12 protein-coding genes are annotated in these 19,407 nt (G+C 37.7%); 10 read left to right on the forward strand and 2 right to left on the reverse strand.

What is annotated here, in order from left to right:
* The first annotated feature begins 471 nt into the window (after positions 1-471).
* The 9 genes from AC33VI_RS11975 to AC33VI_RS12015 all read left to right on the forward strand — a co-directional run bounded on the left by AC33VI_RS11975 (position 472) and on the right by AC33VI_RS12015 (position 11,832).
* Entirely contained in the window at positions 472-1,368 is an 897-nt protein-coding gene (locus AC33VI_RS11975; protein ID WP_491782495.1) for a hypothetical protein, read from the forward strand.
* A gap of 105 nt (positions 1,369-1,473) precedes the next feature.
* On the forward strand, positions 1,474-2,520 hold the full coding sequence (locus AC33VI_RS11980; RefSeq protein ID WP_491782496.1) for a fatty acid desaturase family protein: 1,047 nt from the start codon (positions 1,474-1,476) through the stop codon (positions 2,518-2,520).
* A 39-nt stretch (positions 2,521-2,559) separates the two neighbouring features.
* Complete coding sequence (locus tag AC33VI_RS11985; protein WP_491782497.1) at positions 2,560-3,174, forward strand: hypothetical protein; 615 nt, start codon at positions 2,560-2,562, stop codon at positions 3,172-3,174.
* Positions 3,175-3,335: 161 nt separating this feature from the next.
* Positions 3,336-6,155 carry a hybrid sensor histidine kinase/response regulator gene (locus AC33VI_RS11990; RefSeq protein WP_491782498.1) on the forward strand — a complete coding sequence of 940 codons (2,820 nt, stop codon included), beginning with the start codon at positions 3,336-3,338 and terminating at the stop codon, positions 6,153-6,155.
* Positions 6,156-6,234: 79 nt separating this feature from the next.
* Entirely contained in the window at positions 6,235-8,445 is a 2,211-nt protein-coding gene (locus AC33VI_RS11995; protein ID WP_491782499.1) for a response regulator, read from the forward strand.
* Between the two features lie 54 nt (positions 8,446-8,499).
* Positions 8,500-8,877 carry a response regulator gene (locus AC33VI_RS12000; RefSeq protein ID WP_491782500.1) on the forward strand — a complete coding sequence of 126 codons (378 nt, stop codon included), beginning with the start codon at positions 8,500-8,502 and terminating at the stop codon, positions 8,875-8,877.
* 22 nt (positions 8,878-8,899) lie between these two features.
* Entirely contained in the window at positions 8,900-10,687 is a 1,788-nt protein-coding gene (locus AC33VI_RS12005; RefSeq protein WP_491782501.1) for a SpoIIE family protein phosphatase, read from the forward strand.
* 62 nt (positions 10,688-10,749) lie between these two features.
* The gene (locus tag AC33VI_RS12010; RefSeq protein WP_491782502.1) at positions 10,750-11,352 is read left to right on the forward strand and encodes a slr1658 family protein; all 603 of its coding nucleotides are present in this window, start codon (positions 10,750-10,752) and stop codon (positions 11,350-11,352) included.
* A gap of 135 nt (positions 11,353-11,487) precedes the next feature.
* Positions 11,488-11,832, forward strand: a complete 345-nt coding sequence (locus AC33VI_RS12015) for a slr1659 superfamily regulator (RefSeq protein ID WP_491782524.1) — start codon at positions 11,488-11,490, stop codon at positions 11,830-11,832.
* Positions 11,833-11,932: 100 nt separating this feature from the next.
* Here AC33VI_RS12015 and AC33VI_RS12020 read toward each other — a convergent pair whose 3' ends face one another.
* Positions 11,933-12,760 (reverse strand): acyl-CoA desaturase, encoded by an 828-nt coding sequence (locus AC33VI_RS12020; RefSeq protein WP_491782503.1) that lies wholly within the window; start codon positions 12,758-12,760, stop codon positions 11,933-11,935.
* A gap of 64 nt (positions 12,761-12,824) precedes the next feature.
* On the opposite strand from AC33VI_RS12020, the gene AC33VI_RS12025 reads away from it, so the two are divergent.
* On the forward strand, positions 12,825-14,048 hold the full coding sequence (locus AC33VI_RS12025) for a methionine gamma-lyase family protein (RefSeq protein ID WP_491782504.1): 1,224 nt from the start codon (positions 12,825-12,827) through the stop codon (positions 14,046-14,048).
* Here the strand turns inward: AC33VI_RS12025 and AC33VI_RS12030 are convergent.
* Positions 14,045-19,318, reverse strand: a complete 5,274-nt coding sequence (locus AC33VI_RS12030) for a Calx-beta domain-containing protein (RefSeq protein WP_491782505.1) — start codon at positions 19,316-19,318, stop codon at positions 14,045-14,047. The genes AC33VI_RS12025 and AC33VI_RS12030 overlap by 4 nt on opposite strands.
* Positions 19,319-19,407: the final 89 nt, after the last annotated feature.

The raw sequence follows: 19,407 nt of genomic DNA on the forward strand, positions 1-19,407 counted from the left end.
ATCTACTACAAATACGTCAACTCATAGGATCTCGGACAAAAAAAAGTGCGATCGCGATCGCACCATAATTATGTTTTTATTGTATGAGAAATAAAGTATCTGTTTAAAGTTTTACGCTGTTGTGCGTCATCTTCATTTACTTTATGTTGTAAACAAATGGTGATTCTATTACTTCAGCGATCGCTTTACTCGTCCTTTTCGCGATAAAAAAATATCAATATTTGTTTACAACATAAAGTAAATGTAGATGACGCACAACAGCGTAAAACTTTAAACAGATACTTTATTTCTCATACAATAAAAACATAATTATGGTGCGATCGCGATCGCACTTTTTTTTGTCCGAGATCCTATGAGTTGACGTATTTGTAGTAGATCATACATACAAGAAGATATCAGACCCAAAAATCTAGTTACTTATCTTCTACTAAACATATTTTTTTAAGTAACATAAAAAATCTATTTAACAACATGATCCAGTTTACTGAAAGCTATTTTGAAGAATTATTTAATTTCGCTGAATTTGACAATACAGTGTCTTCTACGATTCGTCTAGCAGCTAAAGATCCTCAAACTTTATATCGCTTCTTTCACAGATATATGTATTTTAACGGCTATGCGTCTTCTGTAATTTCCCGCCTAGCTAGCTCCATTGCAATGTCTCGTTATTTATTTAACGATCCTGATGTTGCAGTCAAAGAAGAAGCAGATCGCGGGTTTCAAATTTCTGCTGAAATAATGATTGCAGCTGCTGATGAAGGTTCTCACGAAATTACTCACCGCGAGTTAGCGCAGCTCCTAGATAGAACTTTGGGCGACTATGCAGAGCTTTCTACTGAAGAACGTAATACAGTAGCTGAAGTTCCTGAATGGCTTGAAGAAATTTGCCAAGAAACTATGGCTAAATATCAAGGTACTCCTGGGGATGCAGAATCTCTGATCAAAGGGATTGGTTTTCATGCTGCTTCCGAATTGATGGGCGATCGCGAGTATGCCTTACTTGACATGATTATTCGTTACGAAAATGAAGGTATTGGTTTCGATCGCTATTTAAAACAAACGAAAGCTACTAAAATTGGCAAACACAGCTATCTTCCTTGGGGATATATTCTCATTCACGGTAAATATGAAGGTACTGGTGCAGAAGCTAAACACTTCGTTCATGTTTTAAATGCTCTTAACATGGTACTGAAATGTCGTCCCGAATCTAACGAACAGTTAACCGAATGGGTATTAGAAGGATTTCAATCTTTTGTCGAATTACAACAAAGCTTGTTCAGAAAAATCTTTAAAGAATGCTTAGAAATGAATCGAGGTACTGATATTCTCAAAGCTACTACAACTAATCAATCTTTAGTTAATGCTTAAACAATAGACAATTAGCTTGTTTAAAATAGGTTGTGATAGTTATCACAGCCTATTTTTTATAAGTTTATATACTTGAATTCTAAGTGTCTGTTTACAGAACAAATTATGATAACTAATATCAAATCTCAAGCTAATAATAAATCTAGTCAAAAGCTAGATAAACATTATTATATTAGCCAACATAAACCAATAGCTAATACTATCGTAATTTCATACACCTTTTTGGCTTATGTATATGGTCTTAGTTTACTATTTAATGCTAATTTATTTCTAAATATACTTGCAGTTTTACTAATTACTCACAGCCTAGTATATTCTGCCTATCTTACTCACGAATTCATGCACGGCACAATATTTAAAAGCCGTAATTGGAATAGTGTTTTTGGAAATATTATGTTATGGCTTAATGGTGGTTGCTATAACGGCTATCAAGCCCTAACTTTACAACATATTGCCCACCATATAGATCGAGTTGATGTATTTACTTTTGAACCCATTCCCAAATTACAAGAACTACCCAAAATAACTCGTAATTTAATTCTAGCTTTAGAATGGCTTTATTTTCCTGCTATGGGATTTTGGTCGCGTTGGCATTCTGTATTTTCTCCTTTTTGGAATCCCGAACGTAGTAAATATAAAACTCGAATCATAGTTATTTTATTACTGAGAATAGGAATATTTATTTCTCTAGGAATAATTTCTCTCAAAACTTTGTTACTCTACTTCATTGCCTATATTGGCATGATTACAATTTTACGATGGGCTGACGCTTTCCAACATACTTATGAAGGATTCCCCCCAGGAGTCGAACTGCCAAAACGAGATCGCAACCATGAAGAAGCTCATACATATTCCACTTTACTATCTCGTAAATATCCTTGGTTAAACGTTCTTTTATTAAACTTTGGCTATCACAATGCTCATCACACAATTATGAAATGTTCCTGGCATACTCTACCAGAATTAAATCAGAAAATAGAAGAACCAAGTAATGTTCGTTATGTATCTTTAAAAGAACAATTAATTAACTATCATCGCTTTCGTTTGACTCGTTTTATTCTCGGTCAAGGACACTCTGTAGATGAAAACAAAAAACCTACATTTGAAAAGTTTTATGGCGCACACGATGTCTCTTTCTTATTTTTATATTAAAAACATCTAAATTTAGTCTTATTTTAAAGTTAAATAATAATGGATAATTATAAAGCAATTTTGGGTTTGATAGCAGCAATTGTCTCTATCTTTTGCTATCTTCCCTATATAATCACTACAATTAAAGGTAAAACTAAACCAAATATTGCTACCTGGCTCACCTGGACAATATTGAGTGTTGTTGTAACTGCTACCATGTTCGCAGAAGGTTCGTTTAATACCATATGGGTTCCTCTGATTGGAGCATTCGGACAAGGTATTATTGCGTTACTAGCTTTGAAACAAGGAAAAGGAAATTGGAGTAACTTTGATTTAATTTGCCTCTTTTTTGTTGGATTGGGTTTAGCTTTTTGGTGGCATTTTGACGAGCCAATGATTGCTTTATCCATGACCCTTGCTGTAGATTTTGTTGGGGTTTTGCCTACATTCAAGAAATCTTATCAAGAACCAGAATCAGAAAATATGTTGACCTGGATTTTATATTTAATATCCAGTACATTTCTCCTCTTTTCAGTTGAAACTTGGAGTTCAGAGGGTAGTTTATTCTTTATATCAGATGATGGCCTATTCTCTATATATTTGTTTTCAGTAAACTTTATTATTGTTACATTACTAACGAGAGGCAAAATGATTGCCAAAATATTAAAAGCTTAATTTATAAAAAACAATCCATAATCAATTAAATCGATCGCACCTTATCGTAAGAGTAACCTCTCCTCTAAATAATACTTGAAATTACTTATTTATCTAGATGTTAATTATCGATCGCCTTTTGGGAATTGTAAATGGTAACAAGACTACTTAGATAAATTCTTATGTCATCCGAACTTTTATCGAAACAAGCTTCCGAAGTTGATGAAGCATCTATTGTTAAGCAGAAAAAAAATATACCTCTTCGCTTAATTTTAGTTGTTCCTTTTGTAGCTCAAATATTTGCTGCTGTTGGGCTGACGGGATACCTTTCATTGCGTAATGGACAAAGGGCTGTTAACGATCTAGCAAGTCAGCTAAGAAACGAAGTCAGTAAAAGAATTGACGAGCGTCTTGATAGTTACATGGCATCACCTTTACAAGTCGTCCAGAATAATTGGAATGCGGTGCAAATGGATCTATTAGATGTAGAAGACACCAAAACTTTAGGTAGTTATTTTTGGAAGCAGCTCAAAACTTTTAAAGTGGGCTATGTACTTTATGGCTTTGATTCGGGTAAATTTTTAGCGACTGGCTATTTTGATGATACCAACATCACAATTGATGAAGTTTCTCAAGATTTACATGGAGATTCCAAACTTTATATCTATAAAACGGACGATAAGGGTAATCGAGATGGCATAGACATAGAATTAGAAGGCTCATTTTTTCAAAAAGAAGCTTGGTATACCGAAGCAGTTAAAAAAGAAGGACTAGTCTGGAGTCCCGTTTATAATTGGGAAACAGAACCTTATCACTTAAATGTTGCGGCTAGTCGTGCTGTTTACGATCCACAAGGAAAACTACACGGAGTAATTTCTGTCGAACAGCGTTTGGCTCGTATTAGCGAATTCTTACGCCAAGTTAAAATTAGTCCTTCGGCTAAAACATTTATCATTGAACGGGATGGTTTGTTGATTGGGGATAATGCAGAAGAACAACCATTTGAAATTGTCAATGGTAAACCTCAAAGAATTAAAGCAATAAATAGTACCGATCCTTTAATTCAAGCAACTGCCAATCATCTCAATCAACAATTCAACGATCTTGCTCAAATTAAAGAAGCGCAACAGTTAGAGTTCAAACTCAACGGAGAGCGTAAGTTTGTTCAGGTAACTCCTTGGCAAGATGAGTTGGGTTTGGATTGGCTAGTAGTGGTAGCTGTACCTGAGTCAGACTTCATGGCACAAATTAATGCCAATACTAATCAGACAATTGCTTTATGCTTATTGGCATTGGGATTAGCAATTGCTCTAGGATTTTATACCTCCCGTTGGATTACTAAACCAATTATGCAACTGAATGAGGCTTCAGAAGCGATCGCTGGTGGCAAACTAGAACAAAAAGTCGACGAACAATTTAAAGTTGATGAGTTGAGCATTCTAGCTAAGTCTTTCAACCGTATGGCAGAGCAGTTACGCTCTTCATTTAATGCTTTAGCTGAAACTAATGTAGAACTAGAAAACAGAGTTAACGAAAGAACTGTCGAGTTGAAAGAGGCTAAAGAAGAAGCTGATTCTGCAAACCAAGCAAAGAGCGAATTTTTAGCCAATATGAGTCATGAATTGCGAACTCCTCTTAACGGTATTCTAGGCTATGCTCAAATTCTTCAGCAATCTCGCCACATAGAGGGAAAAGAAAAAAAAGGGGTAGATATCATCAATCAATGCGGAACTCATTTACTGACGTTAATTAATGATATTCTCGATCTTTCCAAAATTGAAGCTCGTAAAATGGAATTGCATCCTGTAGAGTTGCACTTTCCTTCTTTCGTTCAAGGTGTAGTAGAAATTTGCCAAATTAAGGCAGAACAAAAAGGAATTGATTTTATCTACGAACCAGATCCCAATTTACCCGCAGGCATTGAAGCAGATGAGAAAATGCTCCGTCAGGTAATCATGAATCTTTTGAGTAATGGGATTAAGTTTACCGACAAAGGTGCGGTCAAGCTAATCGTAGCCAACAAATCTAGCGTTCCTGAAAACACACAAATCCACAATATTCGCTTTGAGGTAGAGGATAGCGGTATTGGCATGAACCCTGAAGATATCGAAAAGATATTTTTACCTTTCGAGCAAGTGGGAAATGTCAAAAAACAGGCAGAAGGAACAGGTTTAGGTTTGGCTATTAGTCAAAAAATCGTTCAAATGATGGGAGGGGAATTACAAGCTACCAGCCAACCAAATAAAGGTACTACTTTTTGGTTTGAAATTGAACTTAAGCAAACAAATAATTGGCAAGAAGTTGCACATAATGCTGCTTTAAAAGGCAAGATCGTTGGTTTTAAAAGAGAAGAATGCAAGATTTTGATCGTAGACGATCGCTGGGAAAATACTTCTGTAATGGTCAATTTACTAGAACCTTTTGGTTTTTCGATGATGTCAGCAGAAAATGGTCAAGATGGCTTAGTAGCAGCTATAGAATGGCAACCAGATTTAATTATTACCGATCTAGCAATGCCCGTGATGGACGGTCATGAAATGCTGGCAAAACTCCGCGAATCTGAAGATATATCTCCCGAGCTACCAGTAGTAGTTTCTTCTGCCAGCGTTTTTGAAAGCGATCGCCAAAAAAGTTTGCGAGCAGGAGCAAATGATTTTTTACCCAAACCAATCCAAAAAGATGTTTTATTGCAGACTTTAGAAAAACATCTCAATTTAGAGTGGGTTTATGAAGGAGAACTAGAATCCGATTCTGAAGCTGAAACTGTTATCGAAAAATCAACTTACATTCAACAATCACAACCAATTGTTCCTCCCACTCCTCAAGATGTGGCAATACTTCACGATTTCAGTCGCAAAGGTCTAATTAATGATTTATTGCAAGAAATAGAAAGAATAGAAGAATTAGATCCCAAATTTGTACCTTTCACGAAAACTCTGCGGGGATATGCTAAAAGCTTCAAATTAAAACAGATCAAAACTTTTCTCGAAGAATATCTCTAAAAACCATGAGACTCATTTTCCTTAGGCAATCTGATATAGATTTTTATGCAAAACATTTGAGAGCAAGGCAGAAGAAGAAATGACAGAACAAACAAATTCCCACAGCATTTTGATTGTTGACGACAATCACAACAATCTAGAAGTATTATCAGAAACTCTGACTAGAGCGGGATTTCAAATAGCAGTGGCGATCGATGGAGAAACAGCTTTAGAACAGATCGAATACTACAAACCAGAGCTAATTTTACTGGATGTAATGATGCCAGGAATTGATGGTTATCAAACTTGTCAGAGACTTAAATCAGATCCCAATACCTTTGATATTCCTGTCATTTTTATGACTGCTTTATCAGATACCGAGCATAAAGTTAGAGGGTTTTCAATTGGTGCGGTAGACTACATCACCAAACCTTTTCAGCGGGAAGAAGTATTGGCTAGGGTGCGAGTGCAATTACAATTACGCAATCTGGCTCGAACGTTGGAGGGGCAAAATAGAATGCTCAAAAAAGAAATTCTCCAAAGAGAAAGAGTAGAAAGCTCTTTAGTGAAACTCAATCAAGACTTAGAACAGAGAGTTGAAGAAAGGACTCAAAAACTTTCCCGCACCTTAAAATCTTTACGTCAAGCTCAAGTAGAATTAATTCAGCAAAAACAAGATTTAGAAATTAGAGTTAAAGAGCGGACTGCGGAATTAGCCAAAAGTATGGCGGAAGCAGAAAAAGCCAATCAAGCAAAAAGTCAGTTTCTAGCCAATATGAGTCATGAATTACGGACTCCTATGAATGCGATTATTGGTTATAGTGAAATGCTAATCGAAGAAGCAGAAGATATCGGGCAGGATGATTTTATTCCCGACTTAGGCAAAATTCATGGTGCGGGGAAACATCTTCTCAATTTAATTAATGACATTCTCGACCTATCTAAAATTGAGGCTGGTCGTATGGAACTCTACTTAGAAAATTTTAATATCAAGAATTTAATTAACGAAACGATATCGACAATTTACCCTTTAATCGAAAAAAATCAAAATATTTTAGAAACCAATTTTGCTGAAGATTTAGACACCATGCACGCCGATCTTACTAAAGTGCGTCAAAGCTTGTTTAATTTATTAAGCAATGCCAGTAAATTTACCAATCAAGGCAAAATCACTTTAGATATCAGTTCCAAAACCATTAAAAATAAAAAGTTTATTGTCTTTAAAGTAAAAGATACTGGCATTGGCATGAATGCCAAGCAAATAAGCAAGCTATTTCAAACTTTTTCTCAAGCAGATGCTTCCACTACTCGTAAGTATGGAGGGACGGGATTGGGTCTAGCAATTACCAAAAAATTCTGTCAAATGATGGGAGGAGATATTAAAGTCGAAAGTGAAATTGGTATTGGCTCGACTTTTATTATTTATATTCCCAGTCAAGTTGTTAATACCAGCAAACCAAAAATTGACCAGCCTTCTGATAGTTCTGCTAGTCAAACGAAAAATGGTGGCGAGCGCAAAAATACGATCTTAGTTATTGATGACGACCCGACAATTCACGATCTTCTCAAACGCTTTTTAAGTAAGAAAGGATTTGAAGTTAAAACCGCCAAAAGTGGTACGGAAGGAATTGAATTAGCCAAAAAACTACAACCAGAAGCAATTACCCTAGATGTAATGATGCCTGGAATGGATGGCTGGTCTGTGCTGGCATCTCTTAAAGCTCATCCCCAAACCGCCGATATTCCTGTCATTATGATGACTATGGTAGACGATCAAAATCTTGGTTACGCTTTAGGGGCTGCGGAATATTTACTCAAGCCAATTAATGGCAAAAAATTAGCAAAAATTCTGGATAAATTCAAACCCGATTCAGATTCTAATTCAATCTTAGTAGTAGAAGACGATCCAGGAATCAGAGAAATGTTGTGTCGTCAATTGAAAGCGGAAAATTGGCAAGTAATTCAAGCTGAAAATGGTAAACAAGCGTTGGTAAAACTTAAGGAATGTCAGTCTACTCCAGGATTGATTCTTTCAGATTTAATGATGCCTGAAATGGATGGCTTTGAGCTAGTCCATTGTCTCAAGCAAGATGACCGACTTAAGTCTATTCCTATCATCGTTTTAACTGCTAAAACCATTACTAATCAAGACCGTCAAAAACTTAATGGTGGAGTTAACAAAATTTTTGAAAAGGGTTCGTATCAAAGATCTGTTTTGTTTAATGAAGTCAGTTTCTTACTAGATAACGCGATCGCCCGCCAGCAAAACGAAACAAACAATCAAACCATTTCCACTAGCATATCTGCATAATGGCTAATGAGTTTTTATGTGAAATATCCCCAGAAATAAAAAGTTACTAAAATTATGCTCAAAATATTATTGGTCGAAGATAACGAAATGAATCGAGATATGCTTTCGCGAAGATTAAAACGTCGTGGCTATGAAGTAGAAATTGCCGTGAATGGGGCAGAAGGGGTAAAAATGGCAGCCTCATTGATGCCAGATTTAATTTTAATGGATATGAGTTTGCCCGTGATGGATGGCTGGGAAGCTACTAAAAATATTAAAGCAGATTCTAGTACTGAATCTATTCCTGTAATTGCTCTTACCGCTCATGCTATGTCTGGAGATCGCGAAAAAGCTCTTCAAGCTGGCTGTGATGACTATGATACCAAACCAATTGAGTTACCTCGCCTGTTGAGCAAAATCAAAGCTTTTTTGCCAGATAGCCAAGTTGATTAATTACTATCCCACTATATTTTAAATGACTACTGATAACCAACCTTATTTATTCTTATCTCATTTGCGTCACGAATTACGTACGCCAATCAATGCGATCGTTGGTTACAGTGAGATGATCGTGGAGGAGTTTGAATATATAGACTTAGATGTTGCGTATCTTGGTCAATTAGAAGAGATCCGCGATTGTGGTGCTAAATTATTAGTCTCGATTAATAATTTTTTAAATCCAGCTATTCCTCCTTCTAATCAATTAGAATTGGCAAAAATTATTACCAATCCCGTTTTAAAAGCAGAATTAACAAATCCTACCGAACTAGTAATTTCTCGTTGTCAGCAGTTAATACCTTTAATCGAACGGGAATTCGTTAGCGATGTTGAGAAAATAAATCTTGCTGCCCATAAACTTTTAAATGAGATTGAAAATCTATTGGAGGTAAAAACTCCAGTAGAAAATGATGTTAGCCAAAAAAGTCAAAATGCGACCATTGTTGAAGAAAAATATTTTTCAGAAGTCGAAACCGAATTCCAAGATAATTTAGATATAGATTTGATTATTGACTCTGGAATACTTCTAGCTCAAGAAGAAGAACAACCTTTAGAACCTTCCAAATATAAAATTTTGATTGTTGATGACAATGCAACCAATCGAGATCTGCTTTCTCGTCAGGTTAAAGCTCAAGGCTACAATGTAGGCGTAGCCAAGGATGGCAAACAAGCAATTGAGGCAATCAAAACAGAGGCTTACGATTTAATTTTGCTAGACATTATTATGCCACATATCAATGGCTATCAAGTCTTGAAATGGATTCGTGCTGGTGCTTGGCGACATATTCCCACAATTATGATTTCTGCTTTAGATGAAATTGATAGTGTAGTTAAATGTATTCAGATGGGAGCGGCTGATTATCTAGCTAAGCCTTTTAACCCCACTCTTTTAAAAGCTAGAGTTGGTGCTTGTTTGGAACAAAAGAGATTGCGCGATCGCGAGTCATCTTATTTAGATAAATTGGCTTTAGCTAATGAAGAAATTAAAACTCTTAATAGCTGCTTGCAAGCTGAAAATAATCGATTGAGTACAGAACTGGAAGTAACTCAAAAATTGCAAATGATGCTGCTCCCCAAAGAAAAAGAACTAAATCAAATCGAAGGTTTAGAAATTGCAGGATTCATGGAACCTGCTGATGAAGTAGGAGGAGATTATTATGATGTTTTGCAGCATCACGGAAGAGTCACCATCGGTATTGGAGACGTTACGGGACATGGTTTGGAGAGTGGGGTATTGATGTTGATGGTACAAACTGCCGTTCGTACTTTGATGGAAAATAACGAAACCGATCCGAAAAAGTTTTTTGAAGTCCTCAATCGTACTATTTACAAAAATGTCCAGCGCATGGACTCTGATAAAAATTTGTCTTTGTGCTTGGTAGATTATCACGAAGGAATTTTACGTTTAAGCGGTCAACATGAAGAAATGCTTGTCATTCGTTCTGGAGGAAAAGTCGAACGGGTAGATACCATTGATTTAGGGTTTCCTATTGGTTTAGAAGAAACTATCAAAGATTTTGTCTTTCAAGCCGAAATTAGTCTAGATCGAGGAGATGTCGTCATACTCTACACTGATGGAATTACAGAGGCAGAAAACAATATGGGAATACATTATGGACTAGACAATCTGTGTGTTATCGTCCAAGAAAATTGGCAAAAGTCAGCACAGGAGATCAGACAAGCAGTAATTAAAGACTTGCGATCGCATATTGGAGTAGAAAAAGTATACGACGATATAACTTTGGTAGTTTTAAAACAAAAATAGTTATTCTAGTCGTCCATCAACTCGATTAATTATATTGAACTTTATTTATTATCTTAAATTATATGAATACTACTAACCTTGCTGTTCAACAAATATTAGGAGACTATATTCAAAATTTACCTCCCAGTCAAGAATATTTGATTTTAAGCTTTTCTCCTGGTTCGATTCCTCTTCGCCAAAGATGGCGTAATAATTGTTTGTCCGCAGATTTTTTGGCAGATTATCTAAGTACTTTTTTCTTAAGTGACGAACATCAGCAAGTGGATTGTAATAAACAAGCAGAAGTTAAAAGTGCAGTCAGTTACATTGCCAATGAGCTATTAGAAAATGCGATGAAATATGGTGTAGAATTTTCTCCTTTTCCTATTAGCATTCAAATTCATCTCAATCCAGATTTGATCGTGTTTCAGCTTACCAATAGTATTCCTTCCGAGCAAACTCCGCAATTTAAAAATAAAATTGAAACTTTACTTAATAGCAATCCCAGCGAATTATATATCGCTCAATTAGAAAAAAATGCCCTAGAGGAAGATGGCGAAGAATCTGGTCTGGGACTATTAACTATGCTTAATGATTATGGGGCAAAATTAGGTTGGAAATTTGAATTTTTGCCTGAGGAATCTACTGAACTAGCAGTTACTACAATGGTGCAACTTAAAATTTAAACTGTATTTTTTAAAATTAAATCTGGTCGAGGTTAAGATAGCCAAAATAGTAATAAAGATTTATTTAGAGCCAAATTATTTACAGTCCTCAAAAGTCAAGCCCTCCGAGGGAAATATTATTTTTTAAAGATGACAATGGAAATTAAAGCTGAGAATTACAATGTCTTATATGATGAAGCCTCTAATAACATTATTTTTGATGGTTCGCTTCGTCTTAATGGTACTGCGGAATATGCTTCGATCGCCGAACTACTGGAAGAGGTAGCACAGCAAGAGCCTGAAAAAATAATTCTAGACCTTAAAGAACTTAACTTTCTTAATAGTTCGGGAATTAGCGTTTTATCTAAATTTGTGATTAATATTCGCCGACGCAAAAATATTCAAATGGTGGTCATCGGGGCAAAAAAGAATCCCTGGCAAGGAAAATCTCTCAAAAATTTACAACGTTTAATGCCTTCTCTTAAATTGGAAATGGAGTAATTTGCTAGGAGATGAGAGATTAAATAGTAGGTAGTGGGTAGTGGGTAGTAGTGCTATGCTTTAAGCTGTTATCTGTCACCCAATCACCCAATCACCAATTTTAAAGAGAAATTTTTTTACCTTGAGGCAATTTGATATTTGTTGCCAAACCAAAGAAAGATAGAGTTTTAATCATCATCCAAGTTAAATCTATTTCCCACCACTCCAAACCATGACGGGCAGAATATTGAAAAGCATGATGATTGTTGTGCCAACCTTCACCAAAAGTTAGTAGGGCTACCCACCAACAGTTGAGAGATGTATCTTGAGAATCATAGCTTTTGTAGCCAAATTTATGGGTTGCACTATTCACAAACCAAGTACAGTGGAAAACCACTACCAAACGCACAAAAACTCCCCAAATTACAAAGGGCAGACCGCCAAAATAATACAAAATGGCTGCTAAGACTAGTTGGATAGGAATCATGCCATACTGACAAAATTGATAAAAGCGATCGCTAGATATATCTTTGGTATATTTTGGGATATATTGGTTGGCAGGATTTTGACACAACATCCAACCTAAATGACTCCAATAAAAACCTTTCAAAGAGTTGTGGGGATCTCGTTCTTTATCGGAATATTGGTGATGAATGCGATGCAGTCCCACCCAGTCTATGGGCCCTCCTTGACCCGCCAGCGTACCGCAAAAGATTAAAAAATATTCTAATAATTTGGGAACTTCAAAACTACGATGAGAAATAAGGCGGTGAAAACCTAAAGTTATGCCCACTCCTGCAGTAAGTACATAAAGTACAAAGGCAATACCTAAAGCTTGCCAATTAAAATTACTAGGAAATAAAGCAAACAAAGCTATAAAGTGAATGATAGCCATGTAGATGATTGTTCCCCAAGCAGGAGGGATTTTTTCTGATGTAGCAACTGTCATTTATTAATCTAAGTTTCAACTCTGTGTAATATTTGCGTGCTGTTAAAACACTTCAAAAAAATATATGAATACTAAAAATCTGCTAATAGAAGCAGAAAAAGCACTAATACCGATTTTTTCTGGTATTGACACCCAGGTCAAGGAAAATATTAAAAAAGTTTTGTCGGCATTTCGCGATAATCGGGTAGGAGTGCAGCATTTTGCCAGCGTTAGCGGTTATGGACACGACGATCTCGGACGAGATACTTTAGATAAAGTTTTCGCCCAAATAATGGGTGCGGAAGCAGCAATAGTAAGGGTTCAGTTTGTTTCGGGGACTCATGCGATCGCTTGTGCTTTGTATGGAGTATTACGACCTGGAGATGAAATGTTAGCTGTGGCGGGCGCGCCCTACGATACCTTAGAAGAAGTAGTTGGTTTGCGCGGTAATAATCAAGGATCTCTTCAGGATTTTGGGGTTAATTATCGGGTTTTGAATCTTACAGAGGAAGGGGAAATTGATTGGTCGGGTTTGAAAAAAGCGATCGGAGTCAAAACTCGTTTGGTATCGATTCAAAGATCCTGCGGTTATGCTTGGCGCAAGAGTTTATCTATTGAAGATATTAAACAAATAGTAGCAATAGTCAAACAGCAAAACCCCAATACAGTTTGTTTTGTGGATAACTGCTATGGGGAGTTTATTGATACCTTAGAACCTACTGATGTGGGTGCAGATTTAATGGCTGGTTCGTTAATTAAAAACCCTGGAGGAAGTATCGCCACTGCTGGGGGATATGTAGCGGGAAAAAAAGAACTGGTAGAAATGGCAGCCTGTCGTTTAACCGCCCCTGGAATTGGTAGTAGTGGAGGTGCAACATTAAACCAGAATCGTTTGTTATATCAAGGTTTGTTTCTCGCCCCTGGTATGGTGGGGGAAGCTAAAAAAGGTAGTCATTTAATTGCTTATGTCTTCGATAAACTGGGCTATCCCGTCAATCCTTTGCCCCTCGAACCCCGTCGGGATATTATTCAAGCCATACAATTGGGTTCGCCCGAAAAGCTAATTGCCTTTTGCAAAGCAATACAACAGCATTCTCCCGTAGATTCTTATTTAGAACCCGTACCTGCGGAAATGCCTGGCTATGAAAGTAAATTAGTTATGGCAGGTGGGACTTTTATAGACGGTAGTACCTCCGAGTTTTCTGCCGATGGCCCTTTGCGAGAACCATACATTGCTTTTTGTCAGGGAGGTACACACTGGACGCATATTGCGATCGCTTTAGAAGCAGCGATCGAGGCTATGGGTTAAATAGCAATAAAATCATCGCTGTCGATCTCAGCTACAGATATATTCGTAACATTAGCCAAGACAGCGTTATTGTTAGTCAAATCGTAAATTATTATTCCCGTGTTAGCTGAATTGTTGACAATATCTAGGTCGTTAAAATTAAGAGAACCCGTAAGACCCAAGAAATCAGTTCCATCGGTAAAATCATTCACTAAAATCGAACCCGAACCCGATTCGAGAGCAAAAATATCTGAATCTCCACCACCGAACATGGTGTCATCTCCATTTCCGCCGTAAAGAGTGTCGTTGCCAGCACCACCGCTAAAGTAGTCGTTACCATTCCCTCCAAAGAGAACATCGTGACCTACTTTGCCATAAAGTCGATCGTTGCCATCGCCACCATCTAGGGTATCTTGACCTTCGCCTCCGCTGAGAATATCACTACTTGCTCCTCCGATGAGAGAGTCATCCCCTGCTTCTCCTGCTAAAGTATCGTTGCTATCGCCTCCATTAAGGGTATCATTGCCTAATTCTCCGTAAAGGCGATCGCTATTTCCACCACCAAACATTATGTCATCTTCATTTCCGCCGTAGAGAGTGTCGTTGCCAGCACCACCGCTAAAGTAGTCGTTACCATCCCCTCCAAAGAGAACATCGTGACCTACTTTGCCGTAAAGTCGATCGTTGCCATCGCCACCATCCAGGGTATCTTGACCTTCGCCTCCGCTGAGAATATCACTACTTGCTCCTCCGATGAGAGAGTCATCCCCTGCTTCTCCCGCTAAAGTGTCGTTGCTATCGCCTCCATTAAGGGTATCATTGCCTAATTCTCCGTAAAGGCGATCGCTATTTCCACCACCAAACATGGTGTCATCTCCATTTCCTCCGTAGAGAGTGTCGTTGCCAGAAGCACCGCTAAAGTAGTCGTTACCATCCCCTCCAAAGAGAACATCGTGACCTACTTTGCCATAAAGTCGATCGTTGCCATCTCCCCCATTGAGAGTATCATTCCCATCTCCACCATTGAGAGTATCATTAGCTAATTCACCTTGAAGAAGATCGTTACCCAATCCCCCCACAAGGGTATCCTTACCATCTCCCCCATTGAGAGTATCATTCCCATTAAAACCTTGAAGAAAATCGTTATTCTCAGTACCAATAATAACGTTAGGTTGTTCTGGGTCAAATTCAGTATTCAACGTGAAATATTCACCATTATCTAGATTTATTCCCGTAAAAGTTAAAGTATCGCCTTCAATGGTTCGTCCAATTATATGGAAGTGGGAATTGGTAAGATTCTCGTTATTGCTTATTTGCAGGGCATAGTTTTCTATGGGTTGCACTTCTCCTAAATTCGATAAATCGAAGGATATCGAAACCTTGCCGACATCACCCTGGTTTTCTTGGACTTGCCAGATGCGATCGCTTAACACAGTGCTATTGTTATTACCCCAAATTAAAGCTTCTCCATCTTCCAAACCATTGAGGGTATCTTCAGCAGTAATGGTAATAATGGCATCGTCGTTGCTACTGCGAGATTTTACTTGAGCTAGATCGGCACTATAATCTTTAGCGATACCTGCTACATCGTATTTATATTGTCCTGCCAGACTGCTATCCCACCAAATTTGATTGTCGGAATTGACATAATCGGAATTAAGGTCGAGATTTAGACCATATTTAATCGCCAAACTAGAACGTAGTCGCAGTCTTTCAGCATCGCTGAGAACGTCATCAAAGACAATGACTTCGGCAATTTCTCCTTTAAAACTTTGCGCTAGATATTCGATCGCAATGGAATTGCTTGCACCAATGTCAAGGCTATCTTGAGACAAGACTCCATTATTTTCTACTGCTAGATTAACGATGTTGCTGTTAATGTCGCTATTGAAACTTAGTAAAGATAGCTGGTTATTGGGAGAATCTATGTTGGAAGTATAGTCAGCTATACCTTTTCTAGTGAAACCGAGTTTACCTTGATTCCACCACTGTTCGTATTTAAAGTCAGATTGATAATAATAATTGCGATCGCTCAGTAAACTGGAATTACCACCGTTATCTTGACCTTTAAGGACAAAAAATACTTCTCCGCCATCAAAATTGGTACGAGTGGTAGTTAAAGCATCGTTGCCGTCAAAGCTAATAGCGGGATTGAAGTTAAATTCTTCTGTTGCTAATACTGGTCGATGGTTAACATCGTTAGGGGTGTACTCAAAGGCTAATTGACTGTTATCTGTCCAAGTAGTTATTTCTCCATTATCGATAGTTAAGCCACTATCAGCTTTTAACCATAGCTGGAGATTTTGATAAATTCCCCCTGGGTTTTGAGTGGGAATGGCATCATCGTTGGTAATAGTTGCCTGTCCTTGAGAGTCATCGATGAGGACGTATTTGGGATTGGATAGATTGAGGAAAAAGGTTTCGTCTGCTTCTGTTATGCCGTCATCGATTAAAGGAACGGTAATAGTTGCGCTGGCTTCTCCTGCTTTAATAAATAGTCTGCCGTTGGTTGTTGTATAGTCTTCCCCTGCTTTGGCAGTACCATCTACAGTGGAGTAGTTAACAAATACTCCTTGAACGCTGGGCTTATCTAAGCTAACCGTAAACAAAGCTTCCGTACCATCTTCGCTGACGGTAACATCGCCAGCAGAAAGCGATCGCGTTTCTTCAATTGTGCCGATTGCTTGGTTATCGGCAATGGTAGCGTTTACGGGGTTAGTAAGATTGAGATATAAGATTTCATCTGCTTCGGTAGTATCGTCTACAGCAACGGTGACAAATACTTGTTTGGCTGTTTCTCCTGGCTGGAAGGTAAGAGTATTACTTTTAGCAGTGTAGTCTTCTCCTGCTATGGCAGTGCCATTGGCTGTAGCATAATTTACCCTAACAGTGCGATCGCTAGGATTGTCTAGAGTAATTTTGAACAGTAACCCTGTGGTATTTCTAATATTGTTGCTGCTATCTCTAACGGGAATATTAGATAAAACTCCCGCATCTTGAATGGTAATTTGGGGAAGAGTAGCAGATTCATCGTCGTTAATAGTAATTTCTGCTTGTCCGTCACCAGTACTAAAATAGAAGCTTTCGTTACTTTCATTGAGAGAGTCACCAATAATGGGAATATTTACGGTTTTGGTGAGTTGTCCTGGGTTAAAAGTAACCGTACCATTAACAGCTTGATAGTCTTCTCCTGCAACGGCAGTATTATCTAAAGTATTGTAGCTAACGGTAAATGTATCTCGAACTGCTTTATTGAGACTAATGGTGACTTGGGCGTTAGTGGTACTATCTTCTTCATAGACGGTAATATTTTCTATGGAAACCACAGGGGAATCGATTGTTACTGTTTCTCCTTCTGGTTTGTAAAGGATATTGATTCGTTCGTTTTCTGCTAAAGCATAGTAGTCTGCTACCGTTACAAAATTCGTCGCGCCTAAATCTATTTGCAGATCGTTATTAATTTGAGTCAGGTTTAATTCAGAAAAAGCAAAGCTAGATAAATCTAAGGTATCTAAATTATCCGTTCCGATTAAAAGATCGTTTCCTGTAGTTAATTCTGGGAGATAGCCAGCAAATATATTACCGATCGCATTACCTATAATAATATCATCGCTACTAGAGTTGATGATGTTTTCAATCTCTACATCGAGCGCAATGGAAGTACCGTATTTGGGAACGTAATATGTAGTGCCATTTCTGGTATAAGAAGATCCTTGATGAGCAGTTTGAGTAGTTTGATATTTGCTTTGGTTGAGGTCAAAACGATAGCCAAAACTATCAAAAGCCAAATTAGAAAAGTCAAAAGTATCCGTACCGCCACTATCCCAGATGGTTTGTTTGAGGCGAGAAGAAGTATCGATTGCTAATTCTCCGTTAACAATATAGTTATCTACGGTCAAAAATTCATATACCGTATCTCCAGCACGATATACTGCCGCGCCATATCTTTCCTGCAAAGACTTAATATCGTATGCCATAAATGTCCCGGGATGATTGCCAGGGAAAGTATAAGACATAACGGTATTAGAGGAATTCTCTTCAGGATCGAATACCGAACTATCTGTGCCAAAAGAGTGAGGCATTCCTAAAGAATGACCCAATTCGTGTAACAAAGTTGAATAACCATATACCCCTGGAACAGATTCAAAACCGTTAATTCCTGCATCGGAAGCTGCTGCCCATTCTGCCAGGTGAATATTACCTCCATAATAGGCATAGGCATAGCTGGGGGCATCAGAAACCAGGATGCGAATATCTCCCACTTCCAATTCTGATTCGGCTACTTCCACAAACTCGCGATCGACAAAGGTATTGAGGTGGCTAAAAATCTCGCGATAGCTGGCTTTGACCGAGTCGCTAACTTCTCTAGCATTACTTTCTGCCGAACCACCATTATAACCGCCTTGTCCAAAGACTGATTCGTCAAAGAAGCTAAAGGTAATAGTTTCTTGAACGAATGACGAACCTCTAAGTCCAGCATGGGCTGGTATTATTGTACCTATTCCTTCACTATCGCTGATAGTTGCATTGGTTGCATTGCTGAGGTTGACTAAGAAGTTTTCATCATTATCGAGATAGGAAGTGCCTGTAGTACTGACGGTAATAGTTTTGCTGGTTTCTCCAGGGGCAAAAGTCAAACTACCATTTGTTGCCAGATAATCTTCTCCTACGACAGCCGTATTATCTGCGGTATTATATTCTACGGTTACGGTTTCGCTACTAGCAGCATCTAAACTAACGGTAAAAGTTAATTCTCTTCCCGCACTACTATCGGTAGTTTGAACGTCATCGATCGCAATTTGCGGTTGGGCATTGGTTTCTTGGGGGTCAGTATTATTGATTGATTCTGTATTGTTTAAAATGATTGTATTGCTATCTTCGGTAACAAAAGACTCTTTTTCTGCTTCGCTGATTATCTGAAGAGAAACTAAAAAATCAATATTCGTACCCAAACTATTAGTTGTCTGAACTATAATTTCATAAATGCCGAGTTTTTCCGCTTCTGGTTTTAGGGTAAATTCTCCAGTGTTACTATCTAAAGCGATCCATGCTGGTAATTGTTCTCCATTAACTAGAATGGCACTATATTTTGTCGCTCCTTCTGTCTCATTCTCGAAAAGTTCATCTAGTTGATAGAAAGAAGTATTAGCTTCGGTAGCTACTAGATTGATGACGGCTAGATCTTCTAGAGATTGGTCACTACCCACTTCGACATTCAAGGTATCTTCTAAAGAAAAATCACCATTGATTAAATAGTGAGTATAAACATCAAAATTGCAATAATTACACATGGTTTAAAATACTAATTGATTGGTTTGCTAATTTATTTTTTTATAAAAATAGTTATGGTTCTGTTTCTATTTAAAACTGTCTTCTGCGA

It is taken from the genome of Waterburya sp., assembly GCF_058530065.1.